Annotated in this window: 17 protein-coding genes; 6 read left to right on the top strand and 11 right to left on the bottom strand. The window is 50.3% G+C overall.

Features of this window, described 5'->3' with window-relative positions:
• Window positions 1-279: 279 nt before the first annotated feature.
• The 9 genes from CWM47_RS16905 to CWM47_RS16945 all read right to left on the bottom strand — a co-directional run bounded on the left by CWM47_RS16905 (window position 280) and on the right by CWM47_RS16945 (window position 11,028).
• Window positions 280-1,452 carry a serine hydrolase domain-containing protein gene (locus CWM47_RS16905; RefSeq protein WP_100989434.1) on the bottom strand — a complete coding sequence of 391 codons (1,173 nt, stop codon included), beginning with the start codon at window positions 1,450-1,452 and terminating at the stop codon, window positions 280-282.
• Window positions 1,453-1,584: 132 nt separating this feature from the next.
• Window positions 1,585-1,887, bottom strand: a complete 303-nt coding sequence (locus CWM47_RS16910; protein ID WP_206170650.1) for a hypothetical protein — start codon at window positions 1,885-1,887, stop codon at window positions 1,585-1,587.
• A gap of 5 nt (window positions 1,888-1,892) precedes the next feature.
• Window positions 1,893-2,846 carry a DUF4097 family beta strand repeat-containing protein gene (locus tag CWM47_RS16915; RefSeq protein WP_240625928.1) on the bottom strand — a complete coding sequence of 318 codons (954 nt, stop codon included), beginning with the start codon at window positions 2,844-2,846 and terminating at the stop codon, window positions 1,893-1,895.
• Entirely contained in the window at window positions 2,846-3,712 is an 867-nt protein-coding gene (locus tag CWM47_RS16920) for a DUF4097 family beta strand repeat-containing protein (RefSeq protein ID WP_100989435.1), read from the bottom strand. The genes CWM47_RS16915 and CWM47_RS16920 overlap by 1 nt, the downstream gene beginning before the upstream one ends.
• Window positions 3,713-3,782: 70 nt before the next feature.
• Window positions 3,783-4,622: a HEAT repeat domain-containing protein gene (locus CWM47_RS16925; RefSeq protein WP_100989436.1), complete on the bottom strand. Its 840-nt coding sequence runs from the start codon at window positions 4,620-4,622 to the stop codon at window positions 3,783-3,785.
• On the bottom strand, window positions 4,597-5,142 hold the full coding sequence (locus tag CWM47_RS16930; protein WP_100989437.1) for an RNA polymerase sigma factor: 546 nt from the start codon (window positions 5,140-5,142) through the stop codon (window positions 4,597-4,599). The genes CWM47_RS16925 and CWM47_RS16930 overlap by 26 nt, the downstream gene beginning before the upstream one ends.
• Before the next feature lie 320 nt (window positions 5,143-5,462).
• On the bottom strand, window positions 5,463-6,044 hold the full coding sequence (locus tag CWM47_RS16935) for a hypothetical protein (protein ID WP_100989438.1): 582 nt from the start codon (window positions 6,042-6,044) through the stop codon (window positions 5,463-5,465).
• 255 nt (window positions 6,045-6,299) lie between these two features.
• A complete protein-coding gene (locus CWM47_RS16940) occupies window positions 6,300-7,985 on the bottom strand; it encodes a RagB/SusD family nutrient uptake outer membrane protein (protein ID WP_100989439.1) in 1,686 nt (561 codons plus the stop codon).
• 13 nt (window positions 7,986-7,998) lie between these two features.
• Entirely contained in the window at window positions 7,999-11,028 is a 3,030-nt protein-coding gene (locus CWM47_RS16945) for a SusC/RagA family TonB-linked outer membrane protein (RefSeq protein WP_100989440.1), read from the bottom strand.
• Between the two features lie 552 nt (window positions 11,029-11,580).
• On the opposite strand from CWM47_RS16945, the gene CWM47_RS16950 reads away from it, so the two are divergent.
• The 5 genes from CWM47_RS16950 (at window position 11,581) to CWM47_RS40050 (ending at window position 17,471) form a co-directional block, all read left to right on the top strand.
• The gene (locus tag CWM47_RS16950) at window positions 11,581-12,492 is read left to right on the top strand and encodes a WD40/YVTN/BNR-like repeat-containing protein (protein ID WP_100989441.1); all 912 of its coding nucleotides are present in this window, start codon (window positions 11,581-11,583) and stop codon (window positions 12,490-12,492) included.
• Between the two features lie 217 nt (window positions 12,493-12,709).
• Window positions 12,710-13,312: a dihydrofolate reductase family protein gene (locus tag CWM47_RS16955; protein ID WP_100989442.1), complete on the top strand. Its 603-nt coding sequence runs from the start codon at window positions 12,710-12,712 to the stop codon at window positions 13,310-13,312.
• Between the two features lie 111 nt (window positions 13,313-13,423).
• Window positions 13,424-13,702, top strand: coding sequence for a hypothetical protein (locus CWM47_RS16960; RefSeq protein ID WP_100989443.1), 279 nt, complete (start codon window positions 13,424-13,426; stop codon window positions 13,700-13,702).
• Between the two features lie 199 nt (window positions 13,703-13,901).
• Window positions 13,902-17,174, top strand: coding sequence for a carboxypeptidase-like regulatory domain-containing protein (locus CWM47_RS16965; RefSeq protein WP_317046737.1), 3,273 nt, complete (start codon window positions 13,902-13,904; stop codon window positions 17,172-17,174).
• Between the two features lie 24 nt (window positions 17,175-17,198).
• Window positions 17,199-17,471, top strand: a complete 273-nt coding sequence (locus CWM47_RS40050) for a hypothetical protein (RefSeq protein WP_317046738.1) — start codon at window positions 17,199-17,201, stop codon at window positions 17,469-17,471.
• 29 nt (window positions 17,472-17,500) lie between these two features.
• Here the strand turns inward: CWM47_RS40050 and CWM47_RS40255 are convergent, their stop codons facing one another.
• Complete coding sequence (locus CWM47_RS40255) at window positions 17,501-17,638, bottom strand: AraC family transcriptional regulator (protein WP_100993915.1); 138 nt, start codon at window positions 17,636-17,638, stop codon at window positions 17,501-17,503.
• Window positions 17,635-17,877: a hypothetical protein gene (locus CWM47_RS16975; protein ID WP_100989444.1), complete on the bottom strand. Its 243-nt coding sequence runs from the start codon at window positions 17,875-17,877 to the stop codon at window positions 17,635-17,637. The genes CWM47_RS40255 and CWM47_RS16975 overlap by 4 nt, the downstream gene beginning before the upstream one ends.
• Window positions 17,878-17,997: 120 nt before the next feature.
• Between CWM47_RS16975 and CWM47_RS16980 the strand changes: the two genes are divergently transcribed.
• The gene (locus CWM47_RS16980) at window positions 17,998-19,497 is read left to right on the top strand and encodes an arabinose isomerase (protein WP_100989445.1); all 1,500 of its coding nucleotides are present in this window, start codon (window positions 17,998-18,000) and stop codon (window positions 19,495-19,497) included.
• Window positions 19,498-19,600: the final 103 nt, after the last annotated feature.

Raw genomic sequence — 19,600 nt, forward strand, 5'->3', positions numbered from 1 at the left:
AGTGCAGTTCGGTAGGTTCGCCAGCCAATGGTCAACCCGCCGAGCAGGAGCATGGTACTGAAACAAAGGCCCAGGGTACCGACGCAAAGTATTGCCGGTCCGCCGGTGCGGTCTATACATGCGCCCAAATGTTGTACCAATAATATAAATATCTGTTATTCAAGTAGATAATAGGGTAAATGAACGTCCATTGTCCGCAATCGGACAGTGGACGTTCATTTGTGGACAGGGAAATTTTGGGGCTAAAAACAGTGCTCTTTCTATCAAGAAAGCTGTTCCTTAATTTGGTAACATGACCGCTCGTTCGTCGAGGGTTTTGGCGATCTGGTTGGCCAGTGTCGTTGTGCGGGAGGCCGTCATGCGGTCGCACTCATTAGACAGCACGACGATACCCATGTTAAGCTCGGGGTAGTTGACGCACAAGCTGCTGAAACCGGGAATGTTGCCGTCCTGCCAGATAGCCCGGTAGTTGGCAACGTTGCGTATTTGCCAGTTCAATCCAGCCGAATACCGTTTTTCATCACCCCAGGTTGGCCGGTGAGTCAGCTTTGCCGCTTCATCCTGTTCCGCCACATTCCATTGAATGTAGTTGAGCATGTCGGCTACTGTCGATTTCAGGGCACCCGCTCCCTGAAGCTGATCGGGGCTATTCGGCATCTGGACACCGGTGCAGTTGTAGCCCTTTATAAAACGAGTCTGGTCGGCGGGCGTCAGGGTAATCTTCGTGTCATTCATTGCCAGTGGCTGGGTTATTTTCAGGCGTACCAACTCCTCGAAAGACATGTTGTATACGCTCTCCAGAATATATCCCAGCAACTGTGCCCCCGAATTGGAGTAGTTGAAGGTAGACCCCGGTGTACTGAAGAGCCTGACTTTATGAAGATCGGTAAAGAAGTCATTCCGGGAGTAATTTTGCAGAAGCTCACTGGCAATGGCCGACGAGGGTACGCTTGTATCGGCAAAGGCATCCGGGCGATTTGGCAACAAAAAGGGCAAACCTGAGCGGTGATTGATTAAGTGGAAAAGCCGAATGGGTTGCCCCTGATAGTCCAGATTGGGGTAACTGCCTGTCAGGTATTTCCGGATGTCATCGCCCAGGCCAACCTTTTTTTCGACGACAGCCTGAGCCAGCAAGGTACCCGTAATAGTCTTGGTAATGGACGCAATTGGATAGATCGTTTGGTCTGTTGGTAGTTGCTGAATCCCTTTTTCGACCGTCCCATAATTGTAGACATACGTTTGTCCGTCCTTAAAAATCCCAATCGACAGGCCGACGGCCTGCGGAGTTGACATAAACTGTTGAGCAGCCTGTTCAACAACAGCGTCGACAGGATTCTTCAGCGGGTTATCTGATGGGGCTTTTTTCAGCAACGCAGGCAGCACCGGCGATTGTTTTGGATAAACAAGGGCCGCTGGAAACAGCAAAAGAGTGGAGATAAGCCAGGCATTCATGGGGAGTCGTCTGGTTTTAAGTTTGTCAATAGATGCAAGTTTGAGCAAACAGGTTGCGTCTCAGGCTGTACCTTACTTACTTTTCGGCTTTTTTTAAGTACGCTATCGCATTCGTATTTCCTGGGTTCAGGGCTAGTGACTCCTTAGAATTCCTGATAGCCAGCACCCGATTCCCAAGGCGGTCATAGGTCTCGGCCAAGCAAAACCATATGATCGGCTGAATACCAGATGCCCATGCTGGACAACGGCAACCTGCATGCCCGGAATGCCAAGCTGACTTAGCTGACCACGCAAAAATTTGTCAAGCGCATCCGCCGATTTTTGCGGGGCGACAGAGGAAGTAGACGGAGCAGGGCGGTTCTGCCCAAAGCTGAACGTAAGCGTGGCGACCAATCCTAACAAACAGGTAGCCAGTCTACATAAATTCGCAGCCATACTGATTATTTTGCTTTGCGGATGTAAATATTGCCGTTCATGTTTTTCATCATGACTTCCGGGCCACCCCCGTTAATTTTGCCGTAGACCCACTCGTCAATCTTCACCTGGTACATGCCCGACTGACTCGTGCGGTTCACTTTGGGCTGGTTTTTATCCACGTCGATATCGAAGTCGCTGAAGATATCACCCCGGTCGGTTTTGAGTTTACTATTCGCTTTCACGCTGGCCGGAAACGTTACGTCGACGTTGCCGTTCAGTGTAGAAAATGCCATGGGTGTATCTGAATTAATGGCTTTGAACGTAGCAATTAAATCTCCGTTTACCGTATTAGCCACGGCTGACCCTGCGATGTTCGTCAGGTGGATGTATCCGTTCACGTTCGTGGCTTCCAGCGTCCCATTCACATTCTCGACCTCAATTGTGCCGTTATTTATTGTGCTGACCTTGAGCGAAAAACGCTGGGGTACTTTGATGGTCAGATCGACCGGCTGCTTCATTGTGTTCGCATGAATGTTCACCGTATTGTTTTTCTCTTCAGCACTAACATCGATTGGCGTTCCCGTAGCAATGCGTTTCATGCCGTTTGAGGATTGATCAGAGCGGTCATCGTCGTCGCGTTTGCCGCGTTTTGGGCTGGTGGTAATATCGATCACGACATCTTTACCGCTATAGCCAACGACATGAATAGACCCGTTGATAAGTCCCACACGCAGGTTGCCGGGTTTAGATGGATCACTTAACGGAACAACTAACTGCTCTTTTACTTCGTTTTGAGCAGCTACTGGCCGGACGAGAGAAAGAAGGCAAATGAATAATGAATAATGAATAATGGATAATGGATAATGAAAAATGGCTAATGCCTTAGCGGGACCGTGATTTGTCATTGACGACTGTTCATTATTCATTATCCATTTTTCATTAGTAGCCAGTGCGGTGGTAAGTGTGTGTGCTTTCATCAGGATTGTTTTTTAATGTAAATGCTTCCGTTAAATGTTTCGAACTTGAAGGTCTTACCGCCTTTGCCAATGCGAATGGCGGTGTTTTTATTGATTTTGTAAACCGTACCCTCGCTGGTTTTCTGCGTTGTTTTGATCGCTTGTACGGGCAAGACTTCGGTGTCGGGAAAGTCGGTAAAGAACTTGCCCTGGAAAGTTTTGAACTGTAAATCGGCCGATAGATTGGCCGGGTAACTTACGTTGATATTACCGTTGAGGGTGTAATACGACGAGTTCTCGGGCGGGTTGGCTACGTAGTCGACGTCGAGATTGCCGTTGATGGTATGGGCGTCGGTGGTGCCTTTCACGTTTGTGAGGGTAATGGCACCGTTCACGTTACGCGCCCTTAACGAACCTTCTACATCGTTGACCGACACGTTGCCCCGGTTCACCGTCGATGCGACAAGGTTTATCCGGTTTGGAACTTTTACCGTAAAGTTGAGGGTGAAATCATAGTCATTATCCCGGTTTCGGTCATTGTCCCGATTCCAGTTGCGTCGGGGTCGCGAATCGAAAGGTTCGGCGATGTAAACGATAATGCTATCGCCCTGCTGTTCGAACTTGAGCTGGAATTCCTTTTTGCCAAACTCCAGACCCTGGTTGCTTTTGGCGGTAATCGACTTATCGACTTCCAACACCACCTTATCGCCCGAATACCCTTCGACTTTGATAAAGCCGTTGACATTGTAGATGGCCAGCACACTGCCGGTGGCTTTCGGCACCGTAAATTCTTTACTGATGTGCTCCTTGAATTCCTGGGCGGTGGCTGGCGATTGGGCACAAGAGAGCACCAGCCCCGCCAGAATGGGGATTAGTAATAGTTTCATATAGCGAAAGAGTGAAGAGTGAAAGAGCGAAACGAGGAAGATGTGGTGGGAGCGGCTAACGCTCTTTCACTTAGGATAAATCCTTTATACTTTGTTCGATTTTGCCCTTTACCAGGTGATTTAGATTATCGTCATGGAGGAGTTGCCGGAGGGGTTTGATGGACCGCTTCTCCTGCAATTTCACCATCACATCGGCTAACGCTGACTGGACCAACGGCGATTCCTGCCGGGCAATCGACTGAACCAATCCTTCGCGTACCGTTGCCTTATCAGCTAGTTTGGCCAGTGCTTCCAGCGTAACCAGACGCACATTAACGTTATCGTCGTTGTTGAGAGTTGTTAATAAAGCCTCAACAACCTTATCATCCACGCTATTGATCTCTTCCGTATAACTCACCGCCCGAAGCCGTTCCGAAGCCGACGGATTTTCCAGCAGCGAGAGCATCATCATCTGGCGCATGTCCTGTACCTGATTCGAGAGCGTGTCAATCTGCTGTTGCTGAAGCGCTACGGTCGTGGTGCCGGGGGTACGGAACCAGTATCCGGCCGCTATGCCCACAACCAGTAAAGCAAAACTATAGGCCAGCCGAACCGCAGACTGAGGTACCCAAAGTGACCGTAATTTTTTCAACAGCCCATCAAATACACCTTCGTTCTGCGTCTGCACGGTATCCTTATACGTATCGAGCATGGCGTGAAACCGTACCCGCGCTGTTTCGCCGGGTTCTGGTGTAGGCAGGTTGCTCATCAATTGCCAAAGCTGGCGGCTGGATTCGGCTTCGGCCTGACAAGCCGGACATTGGGCCAGATGATTTTCCAGGCTGGCCCGTTCGGCATCAGTCAACTGATTGCTTAACCAGTCGGCAAGCTGTCTGGTTGTCTGTTCACAGTTTATGAGCTGTCCGTTCATGGTCGATGGTCTGGTAAATTTTCTTCAATTCGTTCATAGCGCGGTGTACACGCACTTTCACCGCGCCTTCTGTCGTATTCAGCACCTGTGCTATTTCGTCGTATTTCAACTCCTGAAAGCGACTCAACACCAGCACTTCCCGGTGTTCGGCACTTAGCTTCGATATGGCATTATGGAGGCCATCCATTTCCTGTTGTTTCAGTAACCGTTCATCGGCGGCTGGTCCACCGCCAATTCGATCGGCTAATTCGGCCAGGTCATACTGATGCGCCGACCGTTTATTTTGTTTGCTATGATCCACCAGTACATTCCGCGCCAAATGGTACATCCAGCTTCGAAACTCGCCATCGCCCGTGAAGGTGTGGCGGTACTTGAGCATCCGGTAGAACACTGTTTGCAGCATATCTTCGCTGGCTTCCCGCTGGCCCGTCATGTGAAACAGGAAGCCGAACAGAGGCCGATGGTATCGCTCGAAGAGCAAACCCATCGTATCCATATTGCCTGCTTTTACCTGCAACATGAGCGCGTTATCTGATAGAGCGTTCAACCGGCTAAAGAATGTGTATATGGTGGATTTTGGACTGGAAACTGCGGGAGTTGTGGAAGGTTACAGGAAATGTGGAAAATATTTTTTTGTGACTGATGGCGCAAGGCTCCGGCCTTGTGTCTGCTATTCTCCGGCCTCTGGCCGATTTTGTAGTATGAAGACTATAATAATGAACCGGCCAGAGGCCGGAGAATAGCAGACACAAGGCCAGAGCCTTGCGCCATCAGTCACAAAAAACAGGTCGCCTACTAAGCGACCTGTGTATAGGGAAGGAATCGACTGTGAAAAGAAAGTTATTGATTGCCCGTTTTTATCCCAAAACTACGTTCGGTTTCTTTGATGATCGCCTGTTTCTCGCGCTCGGTTTTGCCCGCGACATTTGCTGTCCGCTCGATAACCAGTTCGTCGCCATCTTTCTGGAACGTGTACTGCATCCATAGACGTCCATTCTCTTTATCTTCACGAACTAACACCGATGATGGCGCTACATCGCTGGGAGTGAGGGATGAATTTGTACTTGCCTGCATAGGCTCATGAGCCGATTCGTCCGAACTGATTACAGATGTCATCTGTGTTTCAGCCTGTCGTTTCCGCGCCCTGGCTTCATGCCGCCGATCAATAATTACCTCGTTCGACTGGTTATCCACAAACCGGTCCAGCGAGTCGAGAATATGCTTTTCCAACGCTTTCACGTCGCTCTTGTCCATGTCTTCGATGTCGAATGAGCGACTGTAATGAATAGAGCGGTCTGGCTGTTCAATGTCAACGCGAATACGAAGTTGCCGACCATCGGTCGTGACGAGTTTGCTGGACGACCGTTGTGCGAACGCGCTGAAACCAACCGTAAGCAGTAACAGAGTAAAGAGCGTTTTCATAAAATCGGCAAAAAGTAGATTAGATAGGTAGATTTACCTCATCCATCTTCGTGCCAGCTGTGTATTGAGCTGTTTATCAGCTGTTTATTATATGGTGAAAGTGGTTATTGTCCGATAATGGACATATTTTGTACGACTGCGGACAAGGAATAATACGGTGTTGGAAAAGGGGAACGCGGATTGTACGGATTAAGACGGATGGCTAATGCTTTTTATCCGTTTTAATCCGTACAATCCGCGTTCTAATTAATTCTATCAATAACCAGCGTTCTGCACCAGATACCCCGGCAGGTTAGACGCTCCGTCAATAGCCGTTTGCGGAATCGGGAAAATCCGCTTCAATTTGTCGGTGTTGGTTTTTTCCGTCCAGGTGCCTTCGTATTTGCCAAACCGAATCATGTCGGTGCGCCGGACCATTTCCCAATACAACTCGAAGCCCCGCTCGCGGAAGAGTAAGTCGAGGGTCATTGACGTAAGGGCGGGTGGCGGTGTCGTGATGTTGCGGGCGGCCCGAACGGCATTTACATCGGCCAGCGCACTGGCAGCATCACCACTTTTGCGCAACTTGGCTTCGGCCCGCATCAGGTAAATATCAGCCAGACGGAGAATGATAATATCGGCTTCCCCGAAGTTACGACCGCTCACCGATTTCTTGCTGAACTCATATTTCTCCACGCGATAGCCGGTATTGTAATTACTGCCCGCAACGGTATAATCAACCTGCTCGGTGAAGTCGACGGCAAGCGTGGGTTTATTTCGAGTGTCATACCCAAGCTTACCAACTTTAAATTTGCCGTCAGCGCATTTTACGAAAACCCCGTTTTTACGGATCAGACCGTATTGCTGCCCGCGTAAAATACCCCGGTTGATGTTGAAATCAGCCTCGGCGACGCACGAATCGGCGGGGTTGGAATAGATCGTTAAGTTCTGCTTGTAAAACCGTGGATCGACCGTTGGGTCTTTGGGCGAATAAGCGTTTACCCAGGTCCTGTAATAATCGGGTGTGATAGATGGCCCATCGGTGCCGTTGGCGGCCGGGTAAGCCGGAATCGGGAATTGGTCGCCCGATATAGAGAAATAGGCCATACGGTTATGCCCGTTCAGGTCGGCCCGCTGATCGACGGCGAAAATCAACTCCTTGTTGTCGTGATTGGCCGAGCCGAAGATCGAAAAGAAATCATTCGACAACGAATACTGCCCGGATGCGATGATCTTGTCGCAGTACTCAACCACCTTATCCATATCTGCCGGAGCGAAGGTAAACGAAGCGCCAAACCGATCTCGGTAAACACCGGCATTGAGGTACAACCGCGCCAGTAAGCCCCAAACAGCCCCTTTCGTCAGGCGACCGGGACCAACACTGGTTTCGAGGCTCGGCTCAACGGCCAGGAACTCCTTCATCAAATAATCCAGCGCCTGCGAATCACGAAGAATGACCGACGTCGCACCCAGATCATCTTTTACGAACACGACTCCGAACATATCGAACAACAGCATATTGTAATAAGCCCGCATACCCCGCGCTTCGGCCAGATACGTTTTGGCCGATGGGTCGTTGTTCGTCGGCAGGGCGTTGATGGCTGTAATGGCCCTTGACAGACCCTGTAAAATAAAGCCCCACGTACTCCTGATATTCGGGTCGGTGCTGGTGTGCGTGTGCTGGTGCATGGCAATGTAAATACCGTTATCGCCCCAGTCTGTGCCACCCCGATAAGGGAGAATGGCTTCGTCGGTCGAAATCTCCTGCATTGTAAAGTAGTTTGTGTGCAGGAAAATATCCGGCAGACGGGCATATACCGGCGCAATGATCCCATCGGCGGCCTGTTTGTCGGAAAGGCCCGTTGCCGACGTTTCGTCTAAAATAACTTCGTTCAGATTGGTACAACCATTTATGAACAGAATGCCAACCAGTGTCAGCAAAATAGGTAGTTTCAGTTTCATGATGTTTTGCGGATTAGAGTGTCAGGTTCAAACCAAATACGACAGATCTTGCTTTCGGATAGCTCAGGTAATCAATGCCATACGACGAAATACCATTGATTTGTCGGTCGGAGTTTACTTCCGGATCATAGCCATTGTATTTCGTGATCACGAACAGATTCTGACCCGTAACGGACACCCGTAAGCCCGACACCCAGCGTTTGATGCCTAATGCTTTCGTATTGAAATTATAGCCCAGTGCCACGTTATTCAGCCGGAAGAACGAGCCGTTTTTTAGATAGCGCGTCGATACCGGTGCTGCGTTGTTGACCGACTCATTGGCGTTTGCCACGGCCTCGGGTGTGGTGTTGATTCCTTTCGACAGCCGCAGCTTGTAGAAGTTGGAGTTGGCCGTGTTGTCGTACAGTTTGTTGCCAGACACACCGTTGAAATTGGCGGATAAGTCAAAGCCTTTGAACGACGCATTCGTGTTGAAGTTAAACTGCTTCGTTGGCAACGCACTGCCAGCCGCAACCCGGTCTTTGTCGGTTATCAGGCCATCGCCATCAGCATCGCGGTAGGTGCTTAAGCCCTTGTCGTCGAAGCCGGTGAACTCTTTCAGGAAGAATGTACCAATGGGTTGACCGTTCAAATAGCCATTGATCGTTGCCGACGTCAGACCCGAGCCCGACGCTGAACCCGACGGAATCACTGAATAAGGGGAGTTATTCACGATGTTGTTGATAAACGTCATGTTGCCACCCACATCGAAGCGGAAACCACTTTTCGCCGTGTAGTGGTACATCAGTTCCAGTTCAAGCCCTTTGTTGGTAATCGTCATGTTCGGCACATTGGTCCAGAACGTACCCGCTGGCTGAACGGGATCGGCAGGAATTACTTCGAGCAGGATATTGCTGGACACTTTTCTGAAATAGTCGATTCCGCCGGAAATAGCCCCGTTGAACAGCGCAAAATCAAGTCCTACGTCGGTCTGGTTTGATACCTCCCATTGAATGTCGGGGTTTGATAGCCGTGAATAAGACGTACCAGCCGGGTAAGGGCCCGTAGCCGTGAGCGGATAGCTGGTTGCGGCCGATACCTGCGAAGTGAACAGAGCCTGTGTGATTTTTGAAGGTATCTCCTGGTTGCCTGTCCGGCCCCAGCCCGCGCGAAGTTTCAAATCGCTGAACGGCGATGATTTCAGAAAGGCTTCTTCCGATAAACGCCAGCCCGCCGAGAACGATGGGAAAATACCGTACTTGTTGTTCGACCCAAACTTCGAGGAACCATCGGCCCGAACCGTAGCCGTGATCAGGTATTTATCCTTGAACTGGTAATTGACGCGGCCAAAAAACGATTGCAGTTCGTTGAGTGTTGCATAGCCCGTTGGCTTGTTATTCGTCAGCGTCAGCTCCTGGCCCAGGCCGGGGTTATAGATTGGCAGAATGTCTGAAATAGGGAACTTGTTGATGCTATACGCCCGCCCCTGTAGTGAAAACTTCTGGTAGGAATGTCCGGCCAACGCGGTCAGGTTGTGGTCGCCCTGTGCGTAGGTGTAGGTCAGGTAGTTCTCGATCAACCGGTTGTTGTTATACGCATTATTCGTTTCTAACCGGCCATCCTGAAAGGGCACCGCATTCGGCAGCGATTGCAGATCGCGTACCGAACTCGAATTGTCGATACCGAAATTAAGCTTATAAACCAGTCCTTTTATGATCCGGAAAGAAGGCGATATGTTGCCGACAATCCGGGTGATTTTGGTGATGTCCTGATTTAACTGGAGGCTGGTTAGCGGGTTTGAAATCGATTGATACTGAGCCGGTTTGCCAAGGGCATCGTAAGCCGGATAGGTCGGGTTGTTCGAAATGGCACTCCCTAGCATACTCTCGATAGGCGGCCGCTGATTGTTCGTATACGACGCGCTGAGGTTAGCATCAATCGTAAGCCGGTCTTCCAGCAATTTCTGCGATATATTGATGCGCCCCGTGTAGCGATCCATCTGGCTGCCCTTCAAAATGCCATCTTGATTTTGCAGGCCAAATGAGCCGTAGAAAGTTGTTTTTTCGGAACCACCACCCAGCGATATATTATGATTTTTGGTAAACGCCGTTCGGGTAATCTCCTTTTGCCAATCGGTATTGCCCTTTAAATCATCGAGAACACCCCCAACGAGTGGCACCTGTTGCCGGTACTCATCGGCCGAGAACACAGGCAAGGCCCGTGCCAGGGTAGAGATGCCGTAACTGGTTGAATAGTTGAGGGTTGAAACACCCGCTTTGCCCTTCTTCGTCGTGATCAGGACAACACCGTTTGCACCACGAGAACCATAAATAGCTGTTGCCGATGCATCTTTCAGCACGTCAATCGACTCGATGTCCTGCGGATTTAGAAAGTTCAGGGGATTGATGGCCCCACCCCCGCCCGTACTCGAATTGTCCAGCGCGAGTCCGTCGAGTACAAAAAGAGGAGTGCTCCCGGTACGAACGCCACCCGGTCCGCGAATGGTGATCGACTGGCTACCACCGGGCTCACCACTGGCAGAGGTAACGTTAACCCCGGCTACTTTGCCCTGCAAAAGCTGCTCCGGTGAGTTGATGATTCCCTTGTTAAAGTCAGTCGCTTTCAGGGATTTAACCGCGCCGGTCATGTCTTTCTTGGCGGCACTACCGTAGCCAATAACAACTACCTGCGATAGTTCGGAGGCTTCGGCCTTCAGGTCTACATCAATAACCGAGCGGTTGCCCACCACGATTTCCTGCTTTTCGTAGCCAATAAATCCAACAACCAGAACAGCATTTCCGTCTGGTACGGAGATGGAGTAACTACCGTTGGCATCGGTCGTCGTGCCGCGCTGACTTCCTTTAATGACAATGGTGCAGCCCGTCAGTGTTTCGTTTGTCAGCGCGTCTTTTACGCGCCCTTTCACAACGATGTCGGCTGTTTTATGCAGCGATGCGTTCGGGCTGTGGGCAGAAACCAGTGAAGTTGGTAAGGCTAAAACCGCCAGTAAACAGGCCGTAAGGAGACGTTTTAGCGGAGGAGGAGCTGTGTAAAAATGTTGCATAGATCAATAAATTAGTGATGGACTGATGGACGATATTACCGTTTATAAAAATACTTACAAAAGCAGGTGTTACTATTAATAATTTGGTAATAACTACCGGAGCATTTGTAATTTTTATACTCAAGAAAATCAGGCTGGTACAGTAATCTACTCAGAGCGTGTATGGACGGTAGATGGACTGTATTAACAAATCGTGCAGAAGGGCTGGCGTGTACAACAAGCTGCGTTTGCAGGCATTTAGAAAATGAAATTTTATACTAATCTGTTATATCGGTATCATTTTTGCGAAATATATCCAGCTACTCAGAGGTAAAAATTTATAGTAGGAAGTAACATCGGACGGCACAGGCCGCCCTGCGCCGAAGCGGCAGCTTTTACGTTTCGTTAACATTCTTTTACAGGCCTTTAGCCAAAGCTCAGTACAAAGACAGTTAGCTTTACGGTGCGCCGTTGCGACCGTCCGCGGCTGCGGTTGACATCCCTTGTCAGAAAGGCGATGAAACAGGAGTATCAATATCTTTATAACCGTGCTTCACCAAACCAATTATAGTTATGGAAATCTATAGCCTAGCATTTTTGCTTCTTTTTCAATTCCCCTTTTCCTGTAACGAAGCATTAGACTTGCTTGCCTCATCGCCAATCACGGATAGCCGGCAAAAACTAAACAGCCACAAGTCGGGGCTTGTAAACATTGTTTTTAAATCTACTGATGGTGGACAAACCTGGCAGGACATGAGTGAAGGGCTGCCTGAAGGTTTGAAGGAAGATGGTTTCTTTGCAACTACTAATGGACTCTATTTACAGGCTGAAAATGGGTTATATCACAGTAGTCCAAATTCCACCGCTCCTTATTGGGAAAAGGATCGTTTCCCTGATCAGCTTGGTCGTATGTACACCAATTTTCAAGAGAAACAGGTACGTATCGTTTTTGAAACGGTTGGAGGCACCGCTTTCATCGGCTCCGACAACGGTCTTCTTAAATCGACTAACGGTGGGGAAACCTGGAAACGGGTCCACACTGGAGGCTGGGTAATGAAACTGGTAGAATCAAACGGTGTACTCATGGCAACCAGCCAGAAGGGTATATTACGATCGACAGATGATGGTGAAAGCTGGGATTGTGTGATTAGTGAAGGTGGTGTTGGCATCGCTGTAGAACGTATTAACGGTGGATTCGCGGCTATCACTTACAATACACAGTCAGAAACCAGAAGAGTACGGACATCTTATGACGGGGGTAAAAGCTGGCAGCCTATTGATGCCGACCTGCCGGCAAGCCTCTCCATTGCCTCAATTGTTGAGGTTGGTGACTACTTTTTTTGTGGTCATCCTGCCGGTATCTTCAGATCATCTGATAAGGGTAAAACATGGAAACTGTTATTTCCTTCTATTGATAATAAGGTCTTCAATTTATCTGTTTCAGGCAATGTAATTTATGCCATACCCAGAGCGGGAGGGTGTTGAGAAAATTACATCAACGTTTATCTGGATTTACTGACTTTTACTGAACACAGCGGCAAGAACGTTTCAGGTCTCTTCAGATAAAGCCTGCCCGTTGAAATATCCGGTCTTGAAAACATCTTTTAAACGTGTTCGGTTAACCTGATTCGGAATCATAGTTTTCTATTCATCCCGAAAGACCAGATTCATTTACAAAAAGGGCAATTAACCTTGACAGACTATGTCCAAACTTATCGCAGTCATGTCCATGTCGCTTGACGGTTATGTAGCCGACAGTCAGGATGGGGTAGGCGAGGTGTTTGATTGGTACTTTTCGGGCGAGGTGAAAATCGAGGCTGGTGGAGCCGATGCCATGACCTTTCACCTATCTCCTCCCAGTGCCCAACACTACAAACGTCTTGTCCAGGAACTGGGCGCGGTACTAACCGGTAGGCGTACCTTCGAGGTTGCCAATGGATGGGGAGGTAATCATGGGTGGGGACCAGCCTTCGTACTGACTCACGCTATTCCTGATGGCTGGCCACGGCCTAACTCAACTGTCCATTTCGTTACGGATGGGCTGGAGTCGGCCGTCAGGCAAGCGAAAGCTGCGGCCGCTGGTAAGGCCGTTGGCGTTCATGGTGCGGACACCATCCAACAGTGCCTAAACGCCGGTCTACTCGATGAACTACAGATTGACATTGCTGCCGTACTTCTGGGTTCAGGTATTCGACTCTTCGACCAGCTGGCCAACGCCCCGTATGTGCTTGGCAACCCAACCGTCATTTCGGGGATTGGCGTTACTCATCTGCGTTACCCGGTACTAACCAGGAATTCTGAATAAGGATACACTCGTTTTTGGGCGAAGGAGCGTTAGGAATACGTCCAGGGAAAGTTGCTGCATTCGACAATAAATTCGTTGGCCTGTAGCCCTTACCAACCTTAAAGCCGTAGAATGACTATTGAGAAGTTATTAAACTGGATCACACCCCTGACACTGGGGGCCTTACTGGGTCTGTATGAGATAGTGCATGGCCTGTTTTATGTCCTTTACGGAACACCCGATCAAAAGCGAGACTATCCGCTTGAGATTGTACTTGGACTGCCGATCATGGCAGTATGCCTGGGTGGGCATTGGGTGATTCGACGCCTGATGCAGTCTAATACACGCAATATCTGGATCATTGAATCGATATTGGTGGGACTTATCATATATGGTTTTTATCGCTCGTAAAAGCGAGTACCGTCCCAGCTTATGTACCGGGCGTTTGGTAAAAAAAGCTGGCAGCTATGGGGCTAATGCTATGGGGAGGTTTGCGAACCAGAACCAACACGCTTTTTGAGGGCAACTCCCATTCATTTATTGACAAACTATTGCCTGTTACAGACATAGGTATAAGTAATTAGCGGAGTTCTTTTTAAAGAATAATGTAATGCCTATGCGCTGCTCGTTCTTCCTCAGCTGGATAACTGTCGTTCTACTTTTGGGATCGAATCGGCTGGTTCATGGACAAACAACAGCCGTACTGACCGGCAACGTAACGGATGCCACGACGGGAAAACCCATGCCGTTTGCCAACGTCTATATAAATGGATCAACGCGGGGGGCAATCACCGACGAAAAGGGCTATTTTACATTGGCCGGTGTGCCACTGGGTACAGTCGAAATAGCCGCTTCATTTGTTGGTTACCAGCCTGCCAGGCAAACAATCCGATCCGAGAATACGACACTGCAGATGGTGAATTTTCGGCTGAAACCGAGTGAGCAAACGCTGGATGCCGTAACCGTACGGGGCAATCCGAAGCACTGGGAACGGCAACTGCGGCAGTTTAAAAAGCAACTCTTCGGCGAGCCGTTTGGCGGGCAATGCCTGCTTGTGAACAGCGAAGTGCTCAATTTTAAAGAAGATAAAGAGCATCTGTATGCCACGGCTAATGAGCCGCTGATTATTGAAAACCAGGCGCTGGGTTATCGGCTGATCTATGCCTTGCAACATTTCGATGCGACCCCGTCAGGCGAAGTCTATTCGGCGGGTACGGCCCGTTTTGACGAATTAAAACCCGAGAACGAGCGGCAAGCCAGCCGGTTTCAGCGGAACCGGCTGATGGCTTACAAAGGGTCAATCCGGCATTTGATGGCCAGCCTGACGGATAATACGTTCAAAGAGGCAGGCTTTCTGGTTTATCAGGAAGATCTCACCAAACCGATCTCCCTGGAACAGCGATCCATTACACTCGCGACTGCGGTTAATGACTACAAGCGCCTGATTCCAGTTAAGGTGTCTAGCTTGATTCAACCCGGTCGGTTAGCGACCGAACGTCGACTGGTTTCGTCTATGAAACTGATCGTATTCTATACGAATGCGACTTCGGGTTTCTCGCCCTATCCCGATGCGCGTTACGCCTACACGGAAATGAAACTGCCTGGTGGTCAGCTGCAACTGACCGTCGATGGCATTATTACCATGCCGGAAGGTATGGAAGCGAAAGGCTCGATGGGTAATGACCGGCTATCGACCATGCTGCCCGCCGATTGGAAACCCGATGGTGCTGAGAAGGAGACGTTGACGAACGGCCCACTGGCTACACAGGGAAAACTCGCGCTACCCGACGCCCGCCTGGAACGGATCACGGCGGCTTTTACCGAGCGATTCAAGTGGCTGGCTCCCAGCGTGTTTGTGCATATCGATAAACCGGTTTACGCCACTGGCGACCGGCTCTGGTTAAGTACGTACTTACTCGACGCGGCCAGTCACCAGCGGACCAGTGGCGAAACGGCTATGCATGTCGACCTGCTTACGTCAACCGGCAAGCTCGTGCAGCACCAGTGGGTACGTATCGCTGACGGACGTGGCGAAGGCAATTTCCGCCTGTCGGATACCCTCAGGACAGGCACGTATCGTCTACGCGCCTATACTGATGAAGATGACACCCAGCGACGCCCGGCTTTCGAGCGGTCGGTGGCGATCTATAATCTGTTTCGGAGCGAGCTTTCAATACGGAATGATTCAGTTCCCCAGCCAGTAGACGTTCAGATTTTGCCGGAAGGTGGTCGCTGGATTTTGGGACTGCCCGCACGTCTGGGTGTAAAAATCGTTCAGTCCAATGGGCATGGCCTGCCTACTGAGGGTCGTATTGTCGACGATCTGGGTACTGAAGTCGTTCGCTTCAAAACCAATCCGCAAGGGATGACCAGCGTGTCGATGGAGCCAAAGCCGCAGCGAACGTATTATGCCGACGTAACCTATAATAACCAACCACAACGCGTTCCATTACCCAGGCCCGAAACGGAAGGACTGCTGCTTTCGGCCGATGCGATCAGCGATACAACCCGTATGGCGTTGACCATACTGAGTTCTAACCGCGCTGTTATTGACTCGGCGTATATGCTGATTCAGCAGCACGGTCGTTTGGTCGATCAGCGAAAAATTTTCCTGCAAAATGGGGTGGCGAAAATAAACCTGCCCATGATGACCTGGTTGCCGGGCCTTGCCCAGATCACGCTGTACGATGCCACCGCCATGCCTCAAGCCGAGCGATTGTTTTTTGTACCTGAATTCATTGCGCCGGTTCGTGTGCGGATAGGTCTCAACAAAACCCGGTATCAGCCCCGCGAGCAGGCCATCCTGAGTGTCAATCTGACCGATAACGGAGTACCGGCACTGGCCGCTATTTCGGCGTCGATTACCGATGCCGGTCAGGTGCCGGATGACACTGCCGACGCTACATTGCCAACTCACCTGTTACTAACGGGAGAGCTTCGGGGGCGTATCGAAAATCCCAACCAATACGTCGTGAATCATACTGCCCAAACCCGTCAGTCTCTGGACGATCTGCTATTGACGCAGGGCTGGCGACGGGTCAGTGGCACGCCCCAAACGGATTCACTCGGGGGGGTATCGCTCCGGGGCCGCATTGTGAATGCGAAACATCAACCCATACCCGGCGCACAGCTTATTGTGGCGTCGACAGGACTCGGGAAATCGTTCGTAAAAACGGCCGGGACTGACGAGCAGGGACGCTTTCGGCTGGCGGGGCTGGCCATTGCCGATACGATACAGGTAATGACCCGCGTCACTGATCGTCAGTTAAGAAATGTGGCTACCAAAGAAGCCTTTTGGGTTCAGGAAGGGACCGGCAGCCAATGGGAGACTAGTAAACTACCGGTTCCACTAAACGAATCAACGATGCGATCTCAACTGGAAGCGGCTCGCATCCGGCAGGTAGCAAACACCGATCTTTACCGTGATAAAACGGCGAAAGTGCTGAAAGAAGTTACGGTTCGCGCGCAGAAATATGAGGAGAGACCGGAAGATATTCAACTGCGTAGTTTGCACAATGCGGCTGATGCCGTTGTTAAGTTCGATGAAAAATCGCCCACCTACTCGAATCTGTACGAAATGATGCAGGGTCGATTGACGGGGGTGATGGTTACACGAAAAATCGCCATGGAAGGGGTCCTCAAAAAAGGTGATTATCAGGTATCTATGCGAGGAGGGAATAGTTTTCTGGGTGGTACACAGCCCTTATATTTGATGGATGGCGTGCCTGTTCAGGACCCCGATGGAAACGTTTTGATGTTCTTCAATCCAAGGGATATTGAACGAATCGAAGTATTGAAAAGTGCTGGCGCGGCTGGTATATATGGTTCCCGGGGAGGGAACGGTGTCATTGCTTTTTATTCCAAAGGCGCACGGTATATGTAGGGGAGCGCGAAATCCGATGAAGCAATGACGCCGATTCAATTCATTGGATACCCGTCGGTACAGCGCGAATTTTATGTGCCACGATACGACGCTGAGGCAACCACCAGCGCCATTTCCGGGGCCGTCGATCGCCGGGATGTTTTGTACTGGAAACCATTGATGCAGACAGACAGTCAGGGGCGTAGCCAGCTACGTTTTCCGCTGTCAGACGTCGTGCAGACGGTGCGCGTGGTGATTCAGGGCGTTACGGCCGATGGTCGTCCGGTGCTGGGCGTTCAGTTAATTCGGGTTCAATAACCTACAACGTCGAGATCGGTCACTAAAACCTATTTTAGGGCAAGGGACATAACTGGTAGACGCTCCGTTTTTCGGTAGGCACTGGGGGTAAATGCCATTTTCTTTTTAAAGATACGTGAGAAATAAAACTCAGACTCAAACCCCGATTTGAACGCTATATCGGCTATTGATAGTCAGTTTCGAATACCCCTTTCCCGTGAGCGATGTACACCAACTGAAACTCATCGAGTATCCGGCCTTTTTCCCAGTCAAAATAATAGTGGTTTGGATGGTTCGTGTCGGGATACGGTTTTTGGGGTGGGTGTACATTATGGCCTACCGTTCGAATATCGACACCCCAGGTAGGAGCAGCCTCAATCAACTGCTGAAGTTGTAGGTCTGTAAAATATTTTCGGTAGCTGTGCATATCAAAAAGTGAAAAAACGAATCAAAATGGCTATTCCCTGTATAGGCTGCAAACCTTACTTTTGTTCAAAACTATAGCATAAATAGCATACAGGGCACATCGTTTCTATCAATTTTTACTATGCAAGCTGATTTAATTACGGATTCACTTGACCATTCTGATACAGTGGCTTCGATGTCGCCTTATGGTTTGAAAGTGGGGTTGTTCGGTATCGGTCTGGAAGCCTACTGGGCTCAGTTCGATGGTTTACAGGCGCGGCTGGAAGGATACCTGAGCACGCTGGAAGGAGCAATGCATCGGCCTGGCGTCGATATCGTCAATCTTGGTCTGGTAGATACGCCCGAAAAAGCGATGCTGGCGGGCCACCAATTCCGGAAGGCCGATGTCGATATCATCTTTTTGTACGTAACGACCTATGCCCTCTCCTCAACGGTGTTGCCCGTGGTACGCCGGGCCAACGTGCCCGTTATTGTGCTGAATCTGGCTCCCGAACCGGCCATCAATTACCAGTGGTTCAATCAACTTGGTGATCGGACACGCATGACCGGCGAGTGGTTGGCCTATTGCTCGGCCTGCCCGGTACCCGAAATTGCGTCGGTTTTCAAGCGGTCCAACATCCCTTTTTATCAGGTAACGGGTATGCTCCAGAATGATCCCACCGCCTGGAGCGAAATTGACGAATGGATCGAAGCCGCCCGTGTGGCTAATATCATGGCCCACAACCGGTTGGGTGTACTGGGAAATTATTACGGGGGGATGCTCGATATCTACTCGAATCTGACCCTGCACTGTGCCACGTTTGGAGGGCACATCGAAATGATTGAGGTTGACCAACTAACGGCTCTGCGTGAAACGGTAGCGGATGAGGATGTCCGCCAGCGTGTTGAGCTGTTTACCGAAACGTTCGACGTCCAACCTGATTGTACACCGGCCGAACTCCAGCGAGCTGCCCGGACGTCGGTCGCTCTCGACCGGCTGGTGGCCGAGCTGGATTTAGGCTCCATGGCCTATTACTACAAAGGCACGGGAAACCGGAACGACGGTCCGACAGCTAATGAAAATACGATGAGTTCGGTTATTCTGGGTAACTCGCTGTTGACGGCCCATGGCATTCCGGTGGCCGGTGAATATGAAGTCAAAAACGCGCAGGCGATGAAAATCATGGATTCGTTTGGCGTTGGCGGCTCCTTTACCGAATACTACGCCATGGATTTTACCGATGATGTCGTGCTGATGGGTCACGATGGGCCAGGCCACATCGCTATTGCCGAAGGGAAAACAAAAGTGCGCCCGCTCCAGGTCTATCACGGCAAAGTTGGCAGTGGGCTTTCCGTAGAAATGTCGGTAAAGCAGGGGCCGGTAACATTACTGTCGGTGGTCGAGACGGTTGCCGGTACGATTCAACTGCTGGTAGCCCAGGGGGAATCCGTTCCGGGCCCGATTCTGGAGATTGGCAACACCAACAGCCGGTATCGCTTCCCGATTGGTGCTCGCCAGTTCGTTACCGACTGGAATAGTCATGGGCCCGCGCACCATTGTGCGGTTGGCATAGGCCATTGTGCCAACAAGCTCAAAAAGCTGGGCGACTTACTGGGCGTAGCAGTCATTCAAGTCTGTTAACCATCTTCCATGCTGTTGATGACTACAAAAACATAACCCTGTCGCTAGTCAACGCAACCATTCTCCTATGATTCATGACCCGCACACCCTGCCCGACGACCTA

Origin of the sequence: Spirosoma pollinicola, assembly GCF_002831565.1 — a bacterium.
GTDB classification, from domain to species: domain Bacteria; phylum Bacteroidota; class Bacteroidia; order Cytophagales; family Spirosomataceae; genus Spirosoma; species Spirosoma pollinicola.